The organism is Robinsoniella sp. RHS, from assembly GCF_001029355.1.
GTDB lineage: Bacteria > Bacillota > Clostridia > Lachnospirales > Lachnospiraceae > Robinsoniella > Robinsoniella peoriensis.
The window spans coordinates 1-18,879 of sequence record NZ_JNGB01000100.1; the positions used below are offsets into that span (position 1 = coordinate 1).

Here is an 18,879-nt window from a genome sequence, read left to right on the forward strand (position 1 = left end):
CAGCCAGGCGAAACGGCTGCTGAAAGGAAGTGAGCTCAAGATCTATGAAGTGGCAAATGAGGTTGGATATGGTGACCCGAAATATTTTAACAGGGTTTTTCGTGAAGAGGTCGGAGTCTCGCCGGGGGATTACAGGCAGTCATAATAGAAGACGAAAAGCCTGCAGTTATTTTCTTATTTTACTGATGGCAGTCCAGATGGCAGGCTGCAGGAACCAGGAAAGTGACGGGCAGGAGGAAAGCAAGGCAAGGGAGGAACTGGTTCTTTGGTCCTATTATGAGACCGATGCCCAGAGAAGCGGTCTGGATAACCTTGTAAACGGGTTCAACCAGTCCCAGACCCAGTACCGTGCTTCCTGGAAGTATGTCCCCATGACCGATTTTGACAAACAACTTTCCCGTTCATATACAGAGCAAAGCCTGCCGGATATGGTTCTTATTGATAATCCCGACATGCCGGTATTTATACGCCTGGGTGTATTTGAGGATATCACACAGCAGATAGAATCCTGGAAGCTGGAAGAAGAATATTATAAGGCGGCAGTAGAAACGGTAAGCCTGGATGGAAGATATTATGGTATTCCATTTATCTGCAATAACCTGGGATTGATTTATAATAAGGAGATGTTAAAGGAAGCCGGGGTGGAACCGCCGGGTACCTGGGAAGAATTAAAGACTGCGGCGAAAGAGCTCACAGTGGGAGAGCGCAAAGGATTTTTAATGTCCGCGGTTGATTCTGAACAGGGGGCATTCCAGATCCTGCCATGGATTTTATCAGCCGGAGAAAATCCGGATCAAATCGGAGGTGAAAAGACAAAGGAAGCTTTTGTATTTTTAGATAGTATGGTGGAGGAAGGAAGCATGTCAAATGAATGCATCAATCTGACACAGATCGATGTTGCCAGAAAATTCATAGCAGGCGAAGCGGCAATGATTGAAAACGGGCCATGGATATTATCGATGCTTCAGGAAGCAGGCATCTCTTATGGAATCACCAAACTGCCGGTGAACCGGGTGAGCAGTATGATTACCGGCGGTGAAAATATTGGTTTTATTAAAGGGAAAAATGTAGAAGGTTCCCTGAAATTTTTCCAGTACTGTATGAACGGGGAAGTTATGGAATCCTTCTGCATAAAGACCGGATCCCTGCCGGCTAAAATCAAAAAGGCAAAAAAGGTGGTTAAGAAAGACGAACAGCTGCGGGTCTTTGAAGAACAGATGGAAAAAGCGGTTGCAAGGACTTCCATACCTTCATGGTCTGCTATCTCAAAGCAGATACCAAAGAGCTTTTATCAGATGGTGTCGAAGGAAAAAACCCCGGAAGAAGCGGTGGATATGCTGCCTGAAAATTAAATCCAAGAATTATCCACCATTATTAAAATATTAGAATTAATCTTTAAAGGAACCTCTCTTATAATGTACTTACCAGGAAAGATACTGGAGTCAAATATAAGGGAGGTTTTTATCATGAAACTAAAGAAACTTACGGCAATGGCTCTTGCGGCAACGATGGTTTGTACAATGGCAGCAGGATGTGGAGGAAGCTCATCATCCGGAACCACCGAAGCAGCAAAAGGTGAAACAACAGGGACGACTGCAGCTGAGACAGCAGGAACGGATGCACCGAAGGAGACAGCAGCGGCTGAAACCCAGGCAGAGACCCAGGCAGAAACTGCAGCAGCTTCCACCGGTGAAAAGAAAGAGGTTGTGATCTGGGATTATTTTGAGACAGATGCCCAGAAGGAAATGATGCAGACTTTGATAGATGGATTTAATTCATCACAGAGTGAGTTTACGGCTACACATACATATGTGCCGTTTGCGGATTATCAGAAACAGCTTACTTTAGGACTTGCTTCCGGTGAATTACCGGATCTGGTTATCATGGACGGATGCAGTATGGCTTCTTTCATTCAATTGGGACTTATGGCGGATGTATCCGATGCATCAATTGCGTGGGATGATTACCTGAAGGGTCCAATGGAATCCACGATGATGGACGGCAAACACTATGGCATTCCTTTTGCAACAAACTGTACCGCATTATTCTATAATAAAGATTTATTTGATGCAGCAGGCGTAACTTATCCCGATGAAAACACCACATGGGATGATTTCAAGGATATGGCAGCAAAGTTAACAAAAGACGGCGTAACCGGATTTGGTAATGCAGCAGTTGGTACAGATGAAGGTACCTTCCAGTGTCTGCAGTGGCTGTACACAGCAGGCGGCACTTACACCGATATTAAGGGCGGCGTAAAGTCTTACGATTTAATGAAAGAAATGATTGATGCAGGTTCCTGGACAAAAGAATGTGTAAACTGGACACAGTCTGATGTTAATAACAACTTTATGGCCGGAAACATTGCAATGCAGCAGAATGGACCATGGCAGATCCCAGGTATCGAAAAAGATGCTCCGGACTTAAACTATGGCGTAACAGTATTACCGAAATTTGATAAAGATTCCAGTCAGGCAACATCAATCCTCGGCGGTGAGAATATGGGCGTTGTGAAAAAAGACGATACCGCAGGTGCAGTTGCTTTCATGAAATACTATGACCAAAATGAAGTTATGATCGATGCAATGAAGAAATATGGCTCCTTCCCTCCAAAAACGGAAGCAGCACAGGATTCTTACTGGACAGATGATCCGATTCAGGCAGCATTTATTACTCAGCTTGAGACTTCAATCCCAAGAGGACCATCCGCATCCTGGCCATCTTATTCATCTGCAATCCAGAATGGATTCCAGGAAGTTATGACAGGTGCAAAGACGCCTGAGGAGGCAGCAGACAGTACACAGGCTGCTGTAGACGCAGTAAAATAAAATATTAGGGCGTGTTTAAACACGCTCTAGAGCATGTTTTAAAATTGCTTTCTGGCACCTGTGCGTCACAGTTTGTGGGAGATTTGTTCCGGATGAAGGGCGCGTAGCGGGCTACGTAACCTGAATTCGGGGCAAATATGCCGCAAAGTGGGGCGTGCAGATGGCAGGAATGAATTTTCAAACACGCTCTAGGGACTGCCTGGTAGACTTGCTTCCGACAGTCCCTTTTTAAAAGATATGAGGAGGGATTAACGTGAGACATGGTAAAAAAAAGACACCGGCTTACCTGGGAGTTATATTTGCACTTCCCGCTTTGATTTATATGATGGTGCTGATAGGGTACCCCATGGTAAAGAACCTGTTATTAAGTTTTAAAAATGTAGATGTTTATACATTTGCAGATACGGCTTCCCAGAGTTTTGTGGGGTTGCAGAATTATGTTGATTTGTTCAGCGGAGCCGATTCTATTTTAATGAAATCTATCGGCAATACATTAATTTTTACACTTGCTTCTATATTTTTTCAGTTTGTAATCGGATTTGGACTTGCATTGTTGTTTAATAAAAAATTTCCAGGCTGCTCCTTTTTCCGTGGGGTGACTATGATATCCTGGCTTTTACCGGTAACGGTAGCAGGACTTTTGTTTAAATTTATGTTCCAGTTAAATGGCGGAATTATTAATCAGTTCCTTACATCCGCAGGTATTCTGGATAAACCCATAGAATGGCTGCTTAATGGAAATACCGCTATGGTGGCAATTGTAGTAGCCAACATCTGGATCGGTATCCCATTTAATATGATGTTAATTCTGACGGGATTAACAACTATTCCAACCGAAATTTACGAGAGTGCCAGTTTGGACGGTGCTTCCAAACGGCAGACCTTATTTCATATAACAGTGCCAATGATCAAACCGGCAATTATGTCGGTGCTGACACTGGGATTTGTATACACCTTCAAGGTATTTGACCTTGTATGGGTAATGACAAAAGGCGGACCGGTAAATGCTACGGAACTGGTTTCCACTTATGCATACCGGCTTTCCTTTGAAGAGTTTCAGTTTAGTAAGGGTGCGGCAGCATCGAATATCCTGTTCTTGATTTTGCTGTTTGTAGGATTTTTCTACATCAGGACTATTGATGATGACGAGGTGATGTAACATGAAAAAAGAGACGAAAAATAAAATTATCTTATTAATAATCGGAGCAATCGTATTTGTTATTTTTATATTTCCACTGTACTGGATGCTGGTTACCGCATTAAAATCGCAGGTAGAAATCTTCCAGATACCGACGCCTCTCTGGCCGAAAGAGCTGACATTCGAAGCATTCCAAAAGCAGTTATCCGCTTCCAGTGATACGCTTAGAGGGTTCAAAAACAGTGCAATAATCGGATTTGGGGCAATGGCAATTTCCACCATACTGGCAATTCCGGCAGCATACGGACTGGCAAGGTTTAAATTCAGAGGAAAAAAGATTATAATCCTTCTTTTCTTAATTACACAGATGCTTCCTTCCACGTTAGTATTAACATCCCTGTACATCATGTTCTCAGGCGCAAAACTTTTAAATACATACATGGCGCCGATACTGGCAGATGCAACACTTGGTATTCCATTTTCCGTTATTATCCTAAGAACCTATTTCCTCTCCATACCGAAAGAGCTGGATGAGGCAGCAAAAATAGATGGTTGCGGACATCTTACTGCATTTGTAAAAATCATGCTTCCTATTGCAAAACCGGGCGTAGTGGTAGCTGCCGTATTTTCCTTTGTATATGCATGGGGCGATCTGATCTACGGAATTACCTTTATTACAGACCCGAATAAGAGACCGATTACATCCAGTATTTACAATTATGTACAACAGTATCAGACCTTATGGAACTCCACCATGGCATTTGGTATTATTGCAATTTTCCCGGTTATTTTAATCTTTATCTTTATGCAGAAATATATTGTCAGCGGACTTACGAATGGTGCTGTTAAGGCTTAGAAAATACACGAATAACAAAATACACGAATAACAAAATACACGAATAACAAGGTACTGATGTTGATAGAAAATTTGATGCAGAAAGGAAGCCACGGTAGTTCTTTCAACCTGTTTTATAGTGGCTGTATTGCAGGAGCACTGCAGTATATTATGGGAAAATGAATGAAACTAAAATCATTGGATTTAAAGAATATTAAAATAAGTGATGAATTCTGGTCCAGACACGTGGACCTGGTGAGAAATGTAATAATCCCTTATCAGTGGGAGATCATGAATGACCGGGTGGCGGATGCCGAGTCCAGCCACTGCCTGGAGAATTTCAAAATAGCAGCAGGGAAAAACAGCGGAGACTTTTACGGCGCGGTATTTCAGGATACGGATATTGCAAAATGGCTGGAAGCAGTAGGATTTTCACTGGCATGCAATCCAGATAAAAAACTGGAAGCTACTGCAGATGAAGTGATAGATTTAATAGCAGATGCACAGTGTGAGGATGGTTATATCAATACTTATTTTACGATAAAAGAGCCGGACAAACGCTGGAGCAACCTCTGTGAAGGACACGAACTGTATACAGCGGGCCATTTGATGGAGGCGGCTGCAGCTTATTATGAAGGAACGGGAAAGAGGAAGTTTCTGGATTGTATGTGCAAATTTGCAGATCTGATCTGTGAGACATTTGGGGAAGAAGAGGGTAAAATCCATGGATATCCCGGACATCAGGAAGTGGAAATTGGTCTGATTAAACTGTTTCGTATTACAAAGGAACGCAGATATCTGGATATGGCTAAGTATTTTATCGATATCAGAGGCGTGGGTGAGAACTATTTTCTAAAAGAAATGAAAAAGGACGGACATAAACGGATTTTTCCGGAATTTGCAGATTATGATACAAAGTATTCCCAGTCCCATATTCCGGTGCGTGACCAGAAAACAGCAGAAGGGCATGCCGTTCGTGCCGTATACATGTACTGTGCAATGGCTGATCTGGCTTATGAGTATCAGGATGATTCACTGATGGAAGCCTGTGAGACCCTGTGGAACAATATGGTGAGTAAGCGTATGTACATTACGGGAGGTATTGGCTCATCGGGAATCCTGGAGCGCTTTACGACAGATTATGACCTGCCGAATGAATACAATTATTCTGAGAGCTGCGCATCTATCGGTCTTGCACTCTTTGGGCAGCGTATGAACCAGATCACCAGAGACGGCAAGTATATGGAGGAAGTGGAACGCGCCCTTTATAATACCATATTGGCGGGGATCGCCCTTGATGGCCGCAGTTTCTTTTACGTAAACCCGTTAGAAGTCTGGCCGGATGCTTGTATGCCCAGAACTTCCAAGGAACATGTAAAGCCGGTAAGGCAGAAATGGTTTGGAGTAGCATGCTGCCCGCCGAATATTGCCCGGACACTGGCATCCCTGGGACAGTATATCTACAGCACACAGGGGGATACGGTATGGGTGAACCTGTTTGTCACAAGTGAGGTTCAGCAGGAACTGGAGTCTGGCTGTATACAGATGAAACAGGAAACCAGATTCCCAAATGAAGGCAAGACGACTATCCACATAGAAAACCAGGAAAATGTAAAGGTTTCTCTGGCAGTCCGCATTCCGGAATACACAAAAGATGCCGTTTTCTATAGTGGCAGCGAAAAGATCATGCCGGATAAAACAGAAAAGGGATATGCATTTTTCACAGTAGACAGAAAAGAGATGGAACTTACAATGAAATTCTCCATGGAGCCGCGGCTTCTCCATGCAAATCCACTTGTAAAAGCGGATACCGGAAAAGTTGCAGTCATGAAAGGACCTTGCGTGTATTGTCTGGAGGAAACAGACAATGGAAATAATCTGCCAGGCCTGTTCCTGGATTCCGGCATAGCACTTAAGGAACACTTTGAACCGGATCTCCTGGGAGGAGTAACCGTAATAAGAGCACAGGGCAAAAGGCTTGTATCAGATGAGTGGAAAGAGGGAGAGCTGTATAAGGAATGTGCGCCAAAGATGGAAGACGCAGCATTGACTTTTGTACCGTATGCATACTGGGGAAACCGGATTACCGGAGAAATGTTAGTCTGGGTGAGAGAGATTTTATAATTATATACGAAAGTATTAGACATTGAGCTGAGACAAATATTTGACTCAGCTCTTTCAAAATGCGCTTCGAAAGCAATTTTCAAACACGCTCTACAGCGGACAATTTCAATACAGATTTATTTGGAATTACCACTGGCAGGAAGCGTTGTTCTCACGCTTGTTAGCGTCCATCTTCGTCTGGTGTACGGTTCCCCATGGATGCCTGGGAGGTGCATAAACGGATGAAAGCTTTAAAGGACATCTTTCGGGATTCATAATATTATGCCAGGTTCCGGCAGGTATAAATACAGCATCTCCGGGGCACATTTCATTTTGAAATTCCGGCCGGCCTTTGCAGGAACCCATCATTACAATGGCTTTCCCATGTTCGACTCTTATAATCTGATCCGTATCAGGATGCATTTCCCAGCCAATATCCTCACATGGAGGGATACACATTAATGTCATTTGTACATGGCATCCCGTCCACACTGCGGTACGGAAGTTTTTATTTTGCTCTGCCATTTCCTCAACTCTCAATATACAGGGGTTAGGACCATAATCGGTCTGCCTCATACAGCAATTATTATTCATAAGAAGATTCTCCAATCAGGTTTCTATATTAAAATATGTAATTTCATTGTGAATGTGAATTTATGTTAGAATTGCAGGAAAACTGGTTACATAAACTGGCTACAAAACTGGTTTTTAGTGGGAAAAGAATTGCAATTCAGATTAAAATAAAATATAATAAGCCTATATGCTTTGAGCGAGATTAAATTGCTTTCCGGCAGCTGCACGCTGCGATTTGCGGATTATGAAGGAGGGAGCCCCATGAAAAAGAATATCATCATGTTTATTTTTACACTCTTTTTTCTTGGACTCCTTTTTTACGTGAAGGCAGAAGCCCATCTTGTAACCGGCGCAGGAACCAGTGCGACTGCTGACGCCGGTGGATCCGGTTACACTTATGGCCAGCCCCGCATTTTTGCGAAGCTTACACCGGCAGATGCTCCGGCTGGAATCCAGGAAAAAGTACTGACACAGGGAATTACGAATTTTGTGGAAGAACGGAATAACCAAAGGCAGTTTAACGGAAGCGTACTGGCGGTTTTATTGTATATTGCAACAAATGTCTTATTGGGCAGCGCACGGAGCAGTTTGTTCTGGATACTGTCTATTTGTCTTACATTTTCATGTATTCTGATCAGTCAGGTTCATATCTTACACCAATCCGATGGAAAGAAACGTACTGTTATCTTTTAGTATTTCATTAAAAATTTAAGAAGTGAAATTCACAAAAAGAAGATAATCAGGAGGATCGTACTTTGAAAAATAAAAAAAATCATATTTGGTTTGCGTTAGCCCTTATCGCAGCCTTTCTTTTGCTTACTATTTTTGGAGCGGGCAAGGAAGTAAAAGGGATTCAGGACATGCGTTTTGGAATTGACATCCGGGGCGGTGTTGAGGCAGTATTTGAACCGGTTGGAGTTACCGGTGTTCCCACAGAAAAGCAGATGGAATCGGCACGTAATGTTATTGAAAGCAGATTGGATGCAGAAAATATTACGGACCGTGAAGTTACGGTGGATAAAAGTGAAGGTCATATTATCGTGCGTTTCCCATGGAAATCCGATGAAAAAGACTTTAATCCAGAATCTGCAATCTCTGAATTGGGCGAAACAGCGAAGCTTACCTTCCGGGATCCTGACGGCAATGTACTTGTAGAAGGAGAAAATGTGTCAGACAGCTCCGTAACAAGGGATCAGGAAACAGGAGAATATGTAGTAGAACTGCAGTTTGATAAGACTGGAGCGGAGGCATTTGCCAAGGCAACTCAGGAGCTGGTGGGCAAACAGATGGGCATCTATATGGATGAACAGATGATCTCTAATCCTAAGGTACAGCAGGCAATTACTGGTGGTAAAGCAATTATTAACGGTATGGCGAACAGCGATGAAGCAAAGTCATTATCCGATAAAATAAATTCAGGTGCACTTCCATTTTCCATGAAGACAAGTAACTATAATACCATCAGTCCCTCACTTGGAAGTCAGGCACTGAAGGCAATGGTAACAGCTTCTATAGTAGCCCTGTTATTAGTTATCATATTTATGATCAGTATTTACAGACTGCCCGGATTCATCAGCTGTCTGACCCTTATATTCCAGATGTGCCTGCAGATACTGGCACTTTCATTTCCGCAGTATACGCTGACCCTGCCTGGTATCGCCGGTCTGATCCTTTCTGTTGGTATGGCTGTGGATGCCAACATTATCATCAGTGAACGAATTGGTGAGGAATTGAGAGACGGTTCAAGTATCCGTGCGGCTGTTAAAAAAGGTTATCAAAACGCATTCTCGTCGGTATTGGACGGCAATCTGACTACAGCTGCAGTGGCATTAATCTTAATGATGTTTGGTTCCGGTACAATGCTGAGTTTTGGATATACGTTGTTTACAGGTGTGATCATCAACCTGGCAGCTGGTGTGTGGATGTCCAGATTTATGCTGGAATCTGTAATACGCTATGATATATTTGATAAAGTAAAATTGTTCCGTAAGAAAAAAGACCGTAAAATGATCCGTTTTGCAGCAAAACGAAAATGGGTATTTATATTCACAGCATGTGTATTGATTATCGGAGCTGTAATCACCGGAGTAAATGGAGTAAAACTGGATACACAGTTTACCGGAGGCGTTATACTGAAATATACATATTCCGGCGAAACAGATACAGAAAAGATCGGCAATGCGGTAAACGCTGCTTTGAACAGGCCTGTAAGCGTACAGACCTCCCAGGACTCCGCTACGGGTGACAAAAAGTTAGTGCTGACCCTTGCAGGAAATGAAGGTATCAATCCGGATGATCAGAAGAAAGTCACAGAAGAAATTAACAAACTTGGCGATACATCCTATGAATTATCGGAAACCTTTGCTGTAGAGCCTTATATCGGGGCAAAAGCGTTAAATAATTCAGTAATTGCAATTGTATTATCCGCATTGTTTATTATTGCTTATATATGGGTGCGTTTCAAATCCCTGTCCGGGTTATCGGCTGGTGTATCTGCAGTAATTGCACTTATACATGATGTCATTCTGGTATTCTTCGTTTTTGGAGTATTTAAGATCCCGGTAAATGATGCGTTCGTGGCGGTTACCCTGACCATTATCGGGTATTCCATTAACGACACCATTGTACTCTATGACAGAATCCGGGAAAACATCCGGAATAAGGCGGGCAGCAAAAAAGAAACTTTGTGTGAACTGGTAGACCGAAGCATAACTGAGACTATCGGACGTTCGGTAAAGACAGCATGCACAACCGCTATCTGTGTTGCAATCGTTCTCATATTTGCCCTGATTTACCATATAGAATCTATCCGTGTGTTCTCATTGCCGTTGCTGGTAGGTATCATCAGCGGATGTTATTCTTCTGTATGCATTGCAGGACCACTTTGGGTAACCTGGAAAGAGTTCCGTGCAAAGAAGAATGATAAGATCGAAACGAGCAAGGGAAAAAAGAAATAAAAATCAGATGAGAAAAATTCAAGAATCTAATTGACATTAATTAGAATAATCGGTATAATAAATCCAAATAAACTGAATTTACCGATGGGTTGTTACTGTTAAGCAGGCAAAACCAATTTTAGGAAGAAAATATTCTTCTTAAAATTGGTTTTTTTTGTTTTTATAAGACTAATGAGGTATGTTCTTATGCAGGCGAAAATTCAGAAATAATTATGGTAAAGGGGTGAGGAGCGGTAGCAGGAAGGCATCTGAATGATTCGCAGCATTGGAAGAATGCAAGAGCATAATTTAAATATAACAATGATTCAAGGGGGATCAGGCTGAAAGAAATTAAAAAAAGAAAGGAGCCACAACAGAATTCTTTTAGCTTAGAGCGTGTTAAACACACTCTAGTATATCGTGGCGGTATTGCGGGGCTTTCCTGCAATATACAAAAGGTATCAGGATGGGGAAAAGACTAAAACTATGGAAAAGAATCTTATCAATCTTCTTAGCGGTCACGCTAAGTCTTAGCAGTTTTATCATTTCGGCAGGTGCAGAAGGAAGATCTTATAATGAAATCCCAGAAAATACAGCAGATGAAGCCAGGGCGGGCAATCCAAATGGAAAAGAGCGGACTCTCATCGTAGAGGCAGAAAATGCGCAGTTAAATGAGCCGGGAGATTTTTCGGATGATACCGATAGCGCATCTCATGGCGGGAAGCATATCAGAACCCAGAAAGCCGGGGCTTCTGTAACCCTTACCTTTACAGGGACAGGCATTCGCTTCTATGCTAAAAAGGGAAGCGGCGCAGGTGTCCTGCGGGTCGACATTGATGGAGAGCTTCATGGGAAAGCAGATGAGTATGTAAGTGGGAGTCCGGAGTTTCAGTCTAAGACATACGAGGCACTAAATTTAAGTGAAAAAAATGCAGAGCATACAATTGTGCTGACGGCTGCAGACGAGAACCCCAATGGAATTAACGGCAGCCCATGGTTTAATTTTGATTATTTTGAAGTAATTCAATGTGAAGAGGAAGAAGTCGGGGACACCATTGTATCACCTGGTGATACGGATTATTATCTGGATTCTGAAGCTGCCCAAAACGGCGACGGATCACAGGAATCGCCTTTTAACACCCTTATTGAAATTAACCGGAGGGAGTTTGCCCCGGGAGATCATATCTATATCAAACGCGGTTCTGTATTCAGAGGTCTGCTTTACCCAAAGGGTTCCGGTTCGGCGGATAAGCCGATTCTGCTGGATGCATACGGAGAAGGAGAAAAACCATTAATTGATGGCGATGGAAGATATGGCGGCCAGCAGGAGTATGGTGCAGAAGGGCCTTTTGGTGAAGCTGCGGCTGCTGTTTATCTCCACAACAGCCAGTATTGGGAAATTTCTGATTTAAAAGTTACAAACTGGGATGAGGATACAGCAAACCGTGAAAGGAGCGGCATCCGCATAGAGGCCAGTGGGGGCGGCATATTCCGCCATATTTATATTAAAAATTGTGAAATATTTAACGTAAGGGGATACCGTGGTCAGGACAGCATCTGGGATGTGGACCCGGTGGGCGGCGGAACGACCTTTTTTGGTTCCAGGACGACTCACCGTACAGGCGGCATAAATTTCTGCAGTTATACAGGCAGGGAAAATAATGCGTCTGATAAAACAAATCCGGGAAAAATATCAGACAGTGAACCAACAATATTTGACGATGTCCTGATTGAGGGAAACAATATTGAGAACTGTGACGCCAATGGAATTACTACCACAAATGTGAAAGGTGAAATGGATAACCGGGATTACCGGCATAAAAATGTTGTTATCCGCAGAAACAGCATCACTAATGTACAGAGGGCAGGTATTGTTCCCCTTTATACAGATGGGGCGCTGGTGGAGCATAATAAAGTAGATACATTCCAGCAGACTACCGAAGGTTATGGCTGCGGAATCTGGTGTGACCGTGCCAATGATATGGTATTCCAGTACAATGAAGTCTGTAACGGACAGAATACTATGGATGGGATGGCTTTTAATCTGGATGATATGACGGAAAATGGCGTTATCCAGTATAATTATACCCATAACAATGTGGGCGGGGGCACAATGCTTCATGTGAGGACAAACTCCTATAACCGCAATAATACGATCCGCTACAATCTGAGTGTAAATGATACCCATAATTATGCACCCCACCAGGCAATTGTAGTCTGCGTTGGTGAGGATGCGAAAACTAAAATTGAATCTGCCAGGGTATACAATAATACATTTTTCAACACCAGGACAGTCCGTCCGGTTTATAAAGGAGATGAGATAGCCTTTGAGAACAACATCTTCTATCTGGTAAATAAAGGAATGAAAAATAAAACGGATGCTTATGATGTGGGATCTAAAACCATATTTAACCATAACCTTTTTGCGGGGGTGCATCCTCAGGATGAGCCGTCTGGAAATGAAAATATCTCCGTGACAATGCCAGGGCTGGCTGGAGTCCTTGTGGAAAAGGATGGAGATCAGTATCTTCCAAAAGGAATAGAAGAGGCCATGGCAGCGGCGATGCTGGCTCACGCTTCCCAGGCTTTAAATGCCGGGACAGTGATGGAAGACGGTGTGAAAGAGGATCTGTATGGGAATCCTGTAACGGCTGGGGAAGCGCCTAATATCGGTGTATACAATGGAGTGTCTGTAGAAAAAACAGAATATGAGGACTTCAGCGATATCACCGAGGTTTCGGGAGAGCCTTCGGAATTTGATGATTTCACAATCGAATATGTGGAGGGAGAGGATGAACGCGTCAGCAAACACGCAGCATTCAAAACTAATCCAGGCGGTGCGCATGGCGGATTCCACATCAGTTCTGATGAGGATGGGGCGTCAGCGGAATACACCTTTACGGGTAAAGCGATTTCTGTATATACCAAGAGCGGAGGGGCAGCAGGAGTTGCAAATATCTATCTGGATGGACAGAAGGCGGCCACTGATGACCAGTATGAGGGGAAGGAGACATTTGGAAGGATGGCATTTACCCGGACATTTGCCGAAAGCGGAACTCATACCATTAAAATAGAAAGATCGGGAATGAAGAATCCAAGCTCCAGCGGAACAAACTTAAATCTTGATTATTTTAAAGTATTTAAGGAGAGTCAGCCGGTAGTTCCGGAAAAGGAGCTGATTAAAATGGACGCTTCCGGTTTCACCGCAGAAGCGGAAAGTGTTGAGGAGGACGAGGGGCCGTCATCCTGTGCCATCGATGGAAACAGCAATACTTACTGGCATTCCAACTGGTCAGGAACGGCAGCAATGCAGCCAGACTTTGAAGAAGGGTTAAGAAACGGATTTACCATAGATCTGGGTGGAAACTATAACATACAGAAACTGGAGTATCTGCCAAGGCAGGACCAGAATAATGGCACCATTACAAAATACAGGCTGTTCTACAGTAAAACGGAAGATGGGGAATTTTTACCCATACCACGTGGAATCGGTTATTGGGAAGGAGACAGTACGCTGAAATCAATCACTTTTGAAAAAGTAAATGCTAGGAGGATACAAATCCGGGCATATGATGCGGTAAGTGATTCGTCTGGAAAAAATCTTATTACCGCAGCAGAATTCTATGTATACCGATGGAAAGAAGACGGCGGCCCGGTGACGCCTCCGGACAGGAGCTTTCACGTACCTCCTGCTTGGAAGCAGGGAGACACACATATCACGCTGCCTAAAGTGGCAGACGGCTGGGAGATTGAACTCTTTGGGTCTGACCGCAAAGAGGTGGTTGGACTGGATAATTCTGTGACCAGGCCACTGGAGGATGTTACGGTGAACCTGCTCTACAAGCTGACTAACCGGGCAACCGGAGAGGTCCTGGAGACAAATGTAAATGCGCAGATTACAATTCCAGCGGCGCCGATGGAAGATTTTGTGTCCGGAAGCAACGAAAAGCCCGGGGTAATTCCTGCTTTAAGAGAATGGAAGGGCGCAAGCGGGGAGATCAAGCTCACCAATACCTCCAGAATTGTTGTGGACTCAGAGAGCTTCAGACAAGATGATGCTGCGCATGTAAAAGAAAACCTGAGTAAGACAGACAACTTCTATACCCAGGTGAATATGTTTAAGGAAGATCTGAAGGCACAGACCGGTCTTGACCTTCCGATTGTAACGGATCAGGAACCGGGTACGGCAGATATTTATTTTACAGCCCAGGGCGCTCCGGTATCACTTGGGGCTGAAGGATATATGATAGAATTTGGCGGGCAAAATGGAGACGATGATTCCGTAATTGTAAGGGCGCCTCAGAAGACAGGCATTTTATATGGTGGAATCACGATCCTGCAGATCTTAAAGCAGAATACGGCATTGAGCCTTCCAAGGGGAATATGCAGAGATTATCCGGCTTATGAGAAGCGGGGATACATGCTGGATGCGGCACGTATCTATCTGCCGCTTGAATACCTGGAGGATACCTTAAAGCAGATGGCATGGTATAAGATGAATACATTTTCCGTACATCTGAACGACTGTGAAAACTGGGGTAATCTGGAGCTGGGACAGGAACGCTATTCTGCATTTCGTCTGGAAAGCAATGTGCCTGGACTCACGGCAGAAGATGGGTCCTATACCAAGGATGAATTCAGGGAGTTCCAGTATGATGCCGTTGATCTGGGGATAAATGTCATTCCGGAATTCGATACACCAGGGCACTCTCTTGCATTTACCAGAGTCTGGCCGGAGCTGGCCCGGGAGGACAATGCAAAATATCTGGATGTTACAAACCCTCAGGTTTTAGAAAAGGTCAAGGCTTTATTTGATGAATATATTCTGCCTCAGGATGGTAAGGAAGAGGTTTTCATTGGTCCCGAAGTAAATGTAGGAACAGACGAATATAAAACGAACGGCCTTCCGGAGTCAGACAGAGCCAGATATAGAGAAGCTTTTCGCGGATATATAGACCAGCTCCTGCAGCATGTGAAGAACCGGGGAAAAGAACCGGCATTCTGGGGATGCTTAAGAGAGAACGCCGGAACGACGCCAGTTACTACAGATGCCTTAATGTATGCCTGGTATTGGGATTATTCAGAGGCGCTAAAGGCATTGGAGGCAGGATACCGGGTGCTGACGATGGATGAAATGGAGACCTATATCGTTCCCGGAGGTGGATGGTATGTAAATCAGTATGGAAGAGGGGAACATTTGTATAACACATGGCTTCCAAATGACAACCGGGCATGGGATATCAGCTTCTCCGGAGACAGAGCGCCCGCTCCCAAGGGCCACCCGAGAGTAGTGGGCGGACAGTTTGCAGTATGGAATGACTGGATTGGAAATGGAATATCAACTGGTGATATCAGCTTCCGTATCCAGTATAATATACCAGCCATAGCCCAGAAATCCTGGTCAGTGGATGAAAGTAATGCATCCATGAATTACACGGAGTTTAAACGGCTTGGAGAAATCATTGGAGATGCGCCCGGAAGTGATTTCCTGTACCGGAACAACAGGTTTACCAAGGACAAGATCCTGGATCTGGGAGAGGAAGATGATATATCCAATCAGACAGATATGCAATTAGATCCGGTAAATGTAGGAAGCGACGCACAAGGGAAGGACGGAACCGGAATTCGATTTAACGGCAAAGACAGCTATATTGAGTCGGATGTGGACTCTACAGGCTTTGACTGGACGGTAGGAATGTGGATCAATCCGGATGAGGGCAATGCCGCAGATGCAGTCCTTATGGAAGGAAAGACGGGAACGCTTAAGCTGAAGCAGGGCAAAACCGGTAAAATAGGCTATTCGGTAGGGAATTATGACCATTATTTTCATTATCGTTTACCGGAAGGCAGGTGGACCCATATTGCTCTCACAGGGGATGCCTATGGCGTAAAATTATATGCAAACGGAATCTTCATAGATGAATTAAAAGACAAGCCATGGCCAAACTTAAATTTCGATTCTAACTTTGCCAAGCCAAGCGGACAGCCCAATTTTATCCCCACCTATTTTGAGACACTGATGCTGCCTACGTCAGTTCTGGGAAGCAAGACAAACGCTTTTAAAGGCGTTGCGGATGATTTCAGGATTTATAACAGGGTTTTGGAAGCAGATGAGATTCTGGAGATGACAAATATGAAAGGAGATGCTTCCAGAACATTGGCGGCAAAAGTAAATGAGGCAAATGAATTATTGGATTCCGGCAGACTGTCTGAAGATCCGGAAGCAAAAACCGCAATGTTAAACGCTGTAAAAGCAGCGGCAAATGTGCTGGCTAATCCAGCATTTACAGAAGAACAGATTAAAAGCGCAGATCAGGCCCTGCAGGCAGAGGTGGAGAAAGCTCCTGCAGACCCGGCAGATATCAATCTCATGGCGGACGCCTATGCAGCTACGTCGGTAGAGTGCCACACAGGCTTTGGTCCGGAAAAAATGGTAGACGGTGACGATGCACTGGAGTCCAGATTAGCAACGAAAAGGGGCGTTAAAGAGGTTCCGGTAGAATTTACACTGGCTGGAGAAAAGACATTTAACACTTTAGTAATCAAAGAAGGGCTTGGACCTATTACAGGTGAAACTCTGGCTGCCCAGATCAAAGGATATGAGATACAGGTAGCTAAGAATGGCAAATATGAAGACCTCCTGTCAGCCGTTGACCAGTCTGCGGGAATTGTTGGGGAAAAATTAACCATAGACCTGGGACAGGATGTGACAGCATCTAAGATCAGGGTCATATTCAAGGTAAACCCGGAGGCAGGCATCAATATAAAAGAAGCGGAGCTATACAGGCTTCTGAAGCCGCAGCCATATGTGAATGAAACTGCAAGGGATGTGGTGAATTATCTGGGAATTCCGGAAAGGCTTGAATTAACGGACACACATCTGCCAATAAGCGAAATGCCAGGCGCCTACAGTTCCCGTATTATCGCCTCAGGCAATTCAGACATCATAGCGCTGGATGGAACGGTTGTCAGGGAAGATACAGATCAGACGGTTACGATATTAATGGAAGTAACAAAGAGAAAAGGAACCAACACGATTCTGGAAAAAGCTGTAATGCCATATACGGTGGTCGTTGCAGGCCTTCAGACGCCAGCAGTTATTTACCGGGTGACATTCCATGCAAATGGAGGGACAGCTGTAAATCCGGCAAGCACCGAGGCAGAGGCTGGAGAGGCAATAGGAACCCTGCCAGTAACCACAAGAGAAGGATACGAGTTCCAGGGCTGGTTTACCGCGCAAACCGGAGGTACCAGGGTAACAGAAGCAACGGTAGTGAACAGCGATATGGATCTCTATGCACAGTGGAAAGCAATTCAGGTAACACAAACCCATACTGTGACATTCCATGCAAATGGAGGAACAGCCGTAAATCCGGCAAGTATAGAGACAGAGTCCGGAAAAGCCATAGGAAGCCTGCCGTCCACCACAAGGGAAGGATATGAATTCCAGGGCTGGTTTACCGCCCAAACCGGAGGTACAAAGGTAACAGAAGCAACGGTGGTAACCAGCGATATGACGCTGTATGCCCAGTGGAAAAAAATGATGCAGCCGCAGCCAAAGCCAGAGGTATCATTTACAGAGACGGAATATTCCTTATACGCCACACAGACAATAAAGACCTCTGTAAATGCCAATGCAGCGGCAGGTGCTGTAACAGGATATAAGTCAAGCAATACAAAGGTGGCAGTTGTTACTTCGGCAGGAGTCATTAAAGGAATCCGAAAAGGCTCGGCAACTATTACCGTATCCACGTCAGGAAAAGGGACGGCTACAGTGAATGTAACGGTAAAAACGCCAAAAATCTCCCTTACTGCAAAAAAGGCTAAGCTTCAGGCAGGAAAATCAACAAAAGCCATAACCATTAAGAGCAAAATAAAAACGGATAAAGTTGTAAAATTCACGTCCAGCAAAAAGAAAATAGCCAGTGTCAATCACAAAGGAAAAATAAAAGGCATAAAAGCCGGAAAGACAAGAATTACCGTTTTCATGAAGAGCGGAGCGAGGGCAAGCTGCGTATTAACAGTTCAAAAAGCTCCGGTAAAAACAACCAAAATCAAGGTGCCGAAAAAGGTTACTTTAAAAGTAAAAGAGAAGCAAAAGATAGAAGTGGTTAGGAAACCGGTCACAGCTGCCGATAAAATTGATTACCGTTCGTCAGACAGTAAGATAGCGAAGGTTGATAAAAAAGGCATTATAACCGCAAAGAAAGCCGGAAGCTGTCATATAACCGTGACGTGCAATAAAATTACAAAAAGAATAAGGGTAATTGTGGAACGGAGATAACCGGCAACATTTTATTTTAGCCGGTAATCCTTCGGACTTGTCCCATACTTTTCTTTAAAGACCCGGTTAAAGGTACGCTGGCTTTCAAATCCGGCATCCATCCATATCCTGGTAAGTGTGTCGTTGGTAGAACGGGTCAGATACTGAGCGTAATCCAGCCGAATATTATTTAAATACTCGTG

The 18,879-nt window shown here is 44.0% G+C and carries 11 protein-coding genes and 2 pseudogenes; 10 read left to right on the top strand and 3 right to left on the bottom strand.

Going from position 1 to position 18,879, the window contains the following annotated elements:
- Positions 1 to 49 precede the first annotated feature (49 nt).
- From RHS_RS23515 to RHS_RS23525, 3 genes are all read left to right on the top strand, one after another.
- The gene (locus tag RHS_RS23515; RefSeq protein ID WP_395023440.1) at positions 50 to 145 is read left to right on the top strand and encodes a helix-turn-helix domain-containing protein; all 96 of its coding nucleotides are present in this window, start codon (positions 50 to 52) and stop codon (positions 143 to 145) included.
- A complete protein-coding gene (locus tag RHS_RS23520) occupies positions 102 to 1,352 on the top strand; it encodes an extracellular solute-binding protein (RefSeq protein WP_395023438.1) in 1,251 nt (416 codons plus the stop codon). Before RHS_RS23515 ends, RHS_RS23520 begins: the two co-directional genes overlap by 44 nt.
- Positions 1,353 to 1,466: 114 nt before the next feature.
- Positions 1,467 to 2,828 (top strand): ABC transporter substrate-binding protein, encoded by a 1,362-nt coding sequence (locus RHS_RS23525; RefSeq protein WP_027295264.1) that lies wholly within the window; start codon positions 1,467 to 1,469, stop codon positions 2,826 to 2,828.
- A 4-nt stretch (positions 2,829 to 2,832) separates the two neighbouring features.
- Here RHS_RS23525 and RHS_RS31780 read toward each other — a convergent pair.
- Positions 2,833 to 2,949 (bottom strand): annotated as a pseudogene (locus RHS_RS31780) (DUF6783 domain-containing protein); the annotation flags it as partial.
- Between RHS_RS31780 and RHS_RS31785 the strand changes: the two are divergent.
- From RHS_RS31785 to RHS_RS23540, 4 genes and pseudogenes are all read left to right on the top strand, one after another.
- Positions 2,926 to 3,060 (top strand): annotated as a pseudogene (locus tag RHS_RS31785) (DUF6783 domain-containing protein); the annotation flags it as partial. The pseudogenes RHS_RS31780 and RHS_RS31785 overlap by 24 nt on opposite strands.
- 21 nt (positions 3,061 to 3,081) lie before the next feature.
- A complete protein-coding gene (locus tag RHS_RS23530) occupies positions 3,082 to 3,987 on the top strand; it encodes a carbohydrate ABC transporter permease (RefSeq protein ID WP_027295263.1) in 906 nt (301 codons plus the stop codon).
- 1 nt (position 3,988) lies between these two features.
- Entirely contained in the window at positions 3,989 to 4,822 is an 834-nt protein-coding gene (locus RHS_RS23535; RefSeq protein ID WP_047834529.1) for a carbohydrate ABC transporter permease, read from the top strand.
- 162 nt (positions 4,823 to 4,984) lie between these two features.
- Entirely contained in the window at positions 4,985 to 6,925 is a 1,941-nt protein-coding gene (locus tag RHS_RS23540; RefSeq protein WP_047834530.1) for a glycoside hydrolase family 127 protein, read from the top strand.
- A 126-nt stretch (positions 6,926 to 7,051) separates the two neighbouring features.
- Here RHS_RS23540 and RHS_RS23545 read toward each other — a convergent pair whose 3' ends face one another.
- Positions 7,052 to 7,498, bottom strand: coding sequence for a cupin domain-containing protein (locus RHS_RS23545; RefSeq protein ID WP_138001819.1), 447 nt, complete (start codon positions 7,496 to 7,498; stop codon positions 7,052 to 7,054).
- A gap of 240 nt (positions 7,499 to 7,738) precedes the next feature.
- On the opposite strand from RHS_RS23545, the gene RHS_RS23550 reads away from it, so the two are divergent.
- The 3 genes from RHS_RS23550 (at position 7,739) to RHS_RS31790 (ending at position 18,697) form a co-directional block, all read left to right on the top strand.
- Complete coding sequence (locus tag RHS_RS23550) at positions 7,739 to 8,170, top strand: hypothetical protein (protein WP_047834531.1); 432 nt, start codon at positions 7,739 to 7,741, stop codon at positions 8,168 to 8,170.
- Positions 8,171 to 8,232: 62 nt separating this feature from the next.
- Positions 8,233 to 10,434, top strand: coding sequence for a protein translocase subunit SecDF (locus RHS_RS23555; protein ID WP_047834532.1), 2,202 nt, complete (start codon positions 8,233 to 8,235; stop codon positions 10,432 to 10,434).
- A gap of 445 nt (positions 10,435 to 10,879) precedes the next feature.
- Positions 10,880 to 18,697 (top strand): InlB B-repeat-containing protein, encoded by a 7,818-nt coding sequence (locus RHS_RS31790; RefSeq protein WP_395023439.1) that lies wholly within the window; start codon positions 10,880 to 10,882, stop codon positions 18,695 to 18,697.
- Between the two features lie 11 nt (positions 18,698 to 18,708).
- Here RHS_RS31790 and RHS_RS23570 read toward each other — a convergent pair.
- On the bottom strand, positions 18,709 to 18,879 hold a 171-nt coding region (locus RHS_RS23570; protein WP_047834533.1), incomplete at its 5' end, for a helix-turn-helix domain-containing protein.

What these genes read in the sequence shown, in the direction of transcription:
- RHS_RS23525 (WP_027295264.1), top strand. Translation starts at nt 1,467, where the DNA reads ATGAAACTAAAGAAACTTACGGCAATGGCTCTTGCGGCAACGATGGTT.
- RHS_RS23535 (WP_047834529.1), top strand. Translation starts at nt 3,989, where the DNA reads ATGAAAAAAGAGACGAAAAATAAAATTATCTTATTAATAATCGGAGCA.
- RHS_RS23540 (WP_047834530.1), top strand. Translation starts at nt 4,985, where the DNA reads ATGAAACTAAAATCATTGGATTTAAAGAATATTAAAATAAGTGATGAA.
- RHS_RS23545 (WP_138001819.1), bottom strand. Translation starts at nt 7,498, where the DNA reads ATGAATAATAATTGCTGTATGAGGCAGACCGATTATGGTCCTAACCCC.
- RHS_RS23550 (WP_047834531.1), top strand. Translation starts at nt 7,739, where the DNA reads ATGAAAAAGAATATCATCATGTTTATTTTTACACTCTTTTTTCTTGGA.
- RHS_RS31790 (WP_395023439.1), top strand. Translation starts at nt 10,880, where the DNA reads ATGGGGAAAAGACTAAAACTATGGAAAAGAATCTTATCAATCTTCTTA.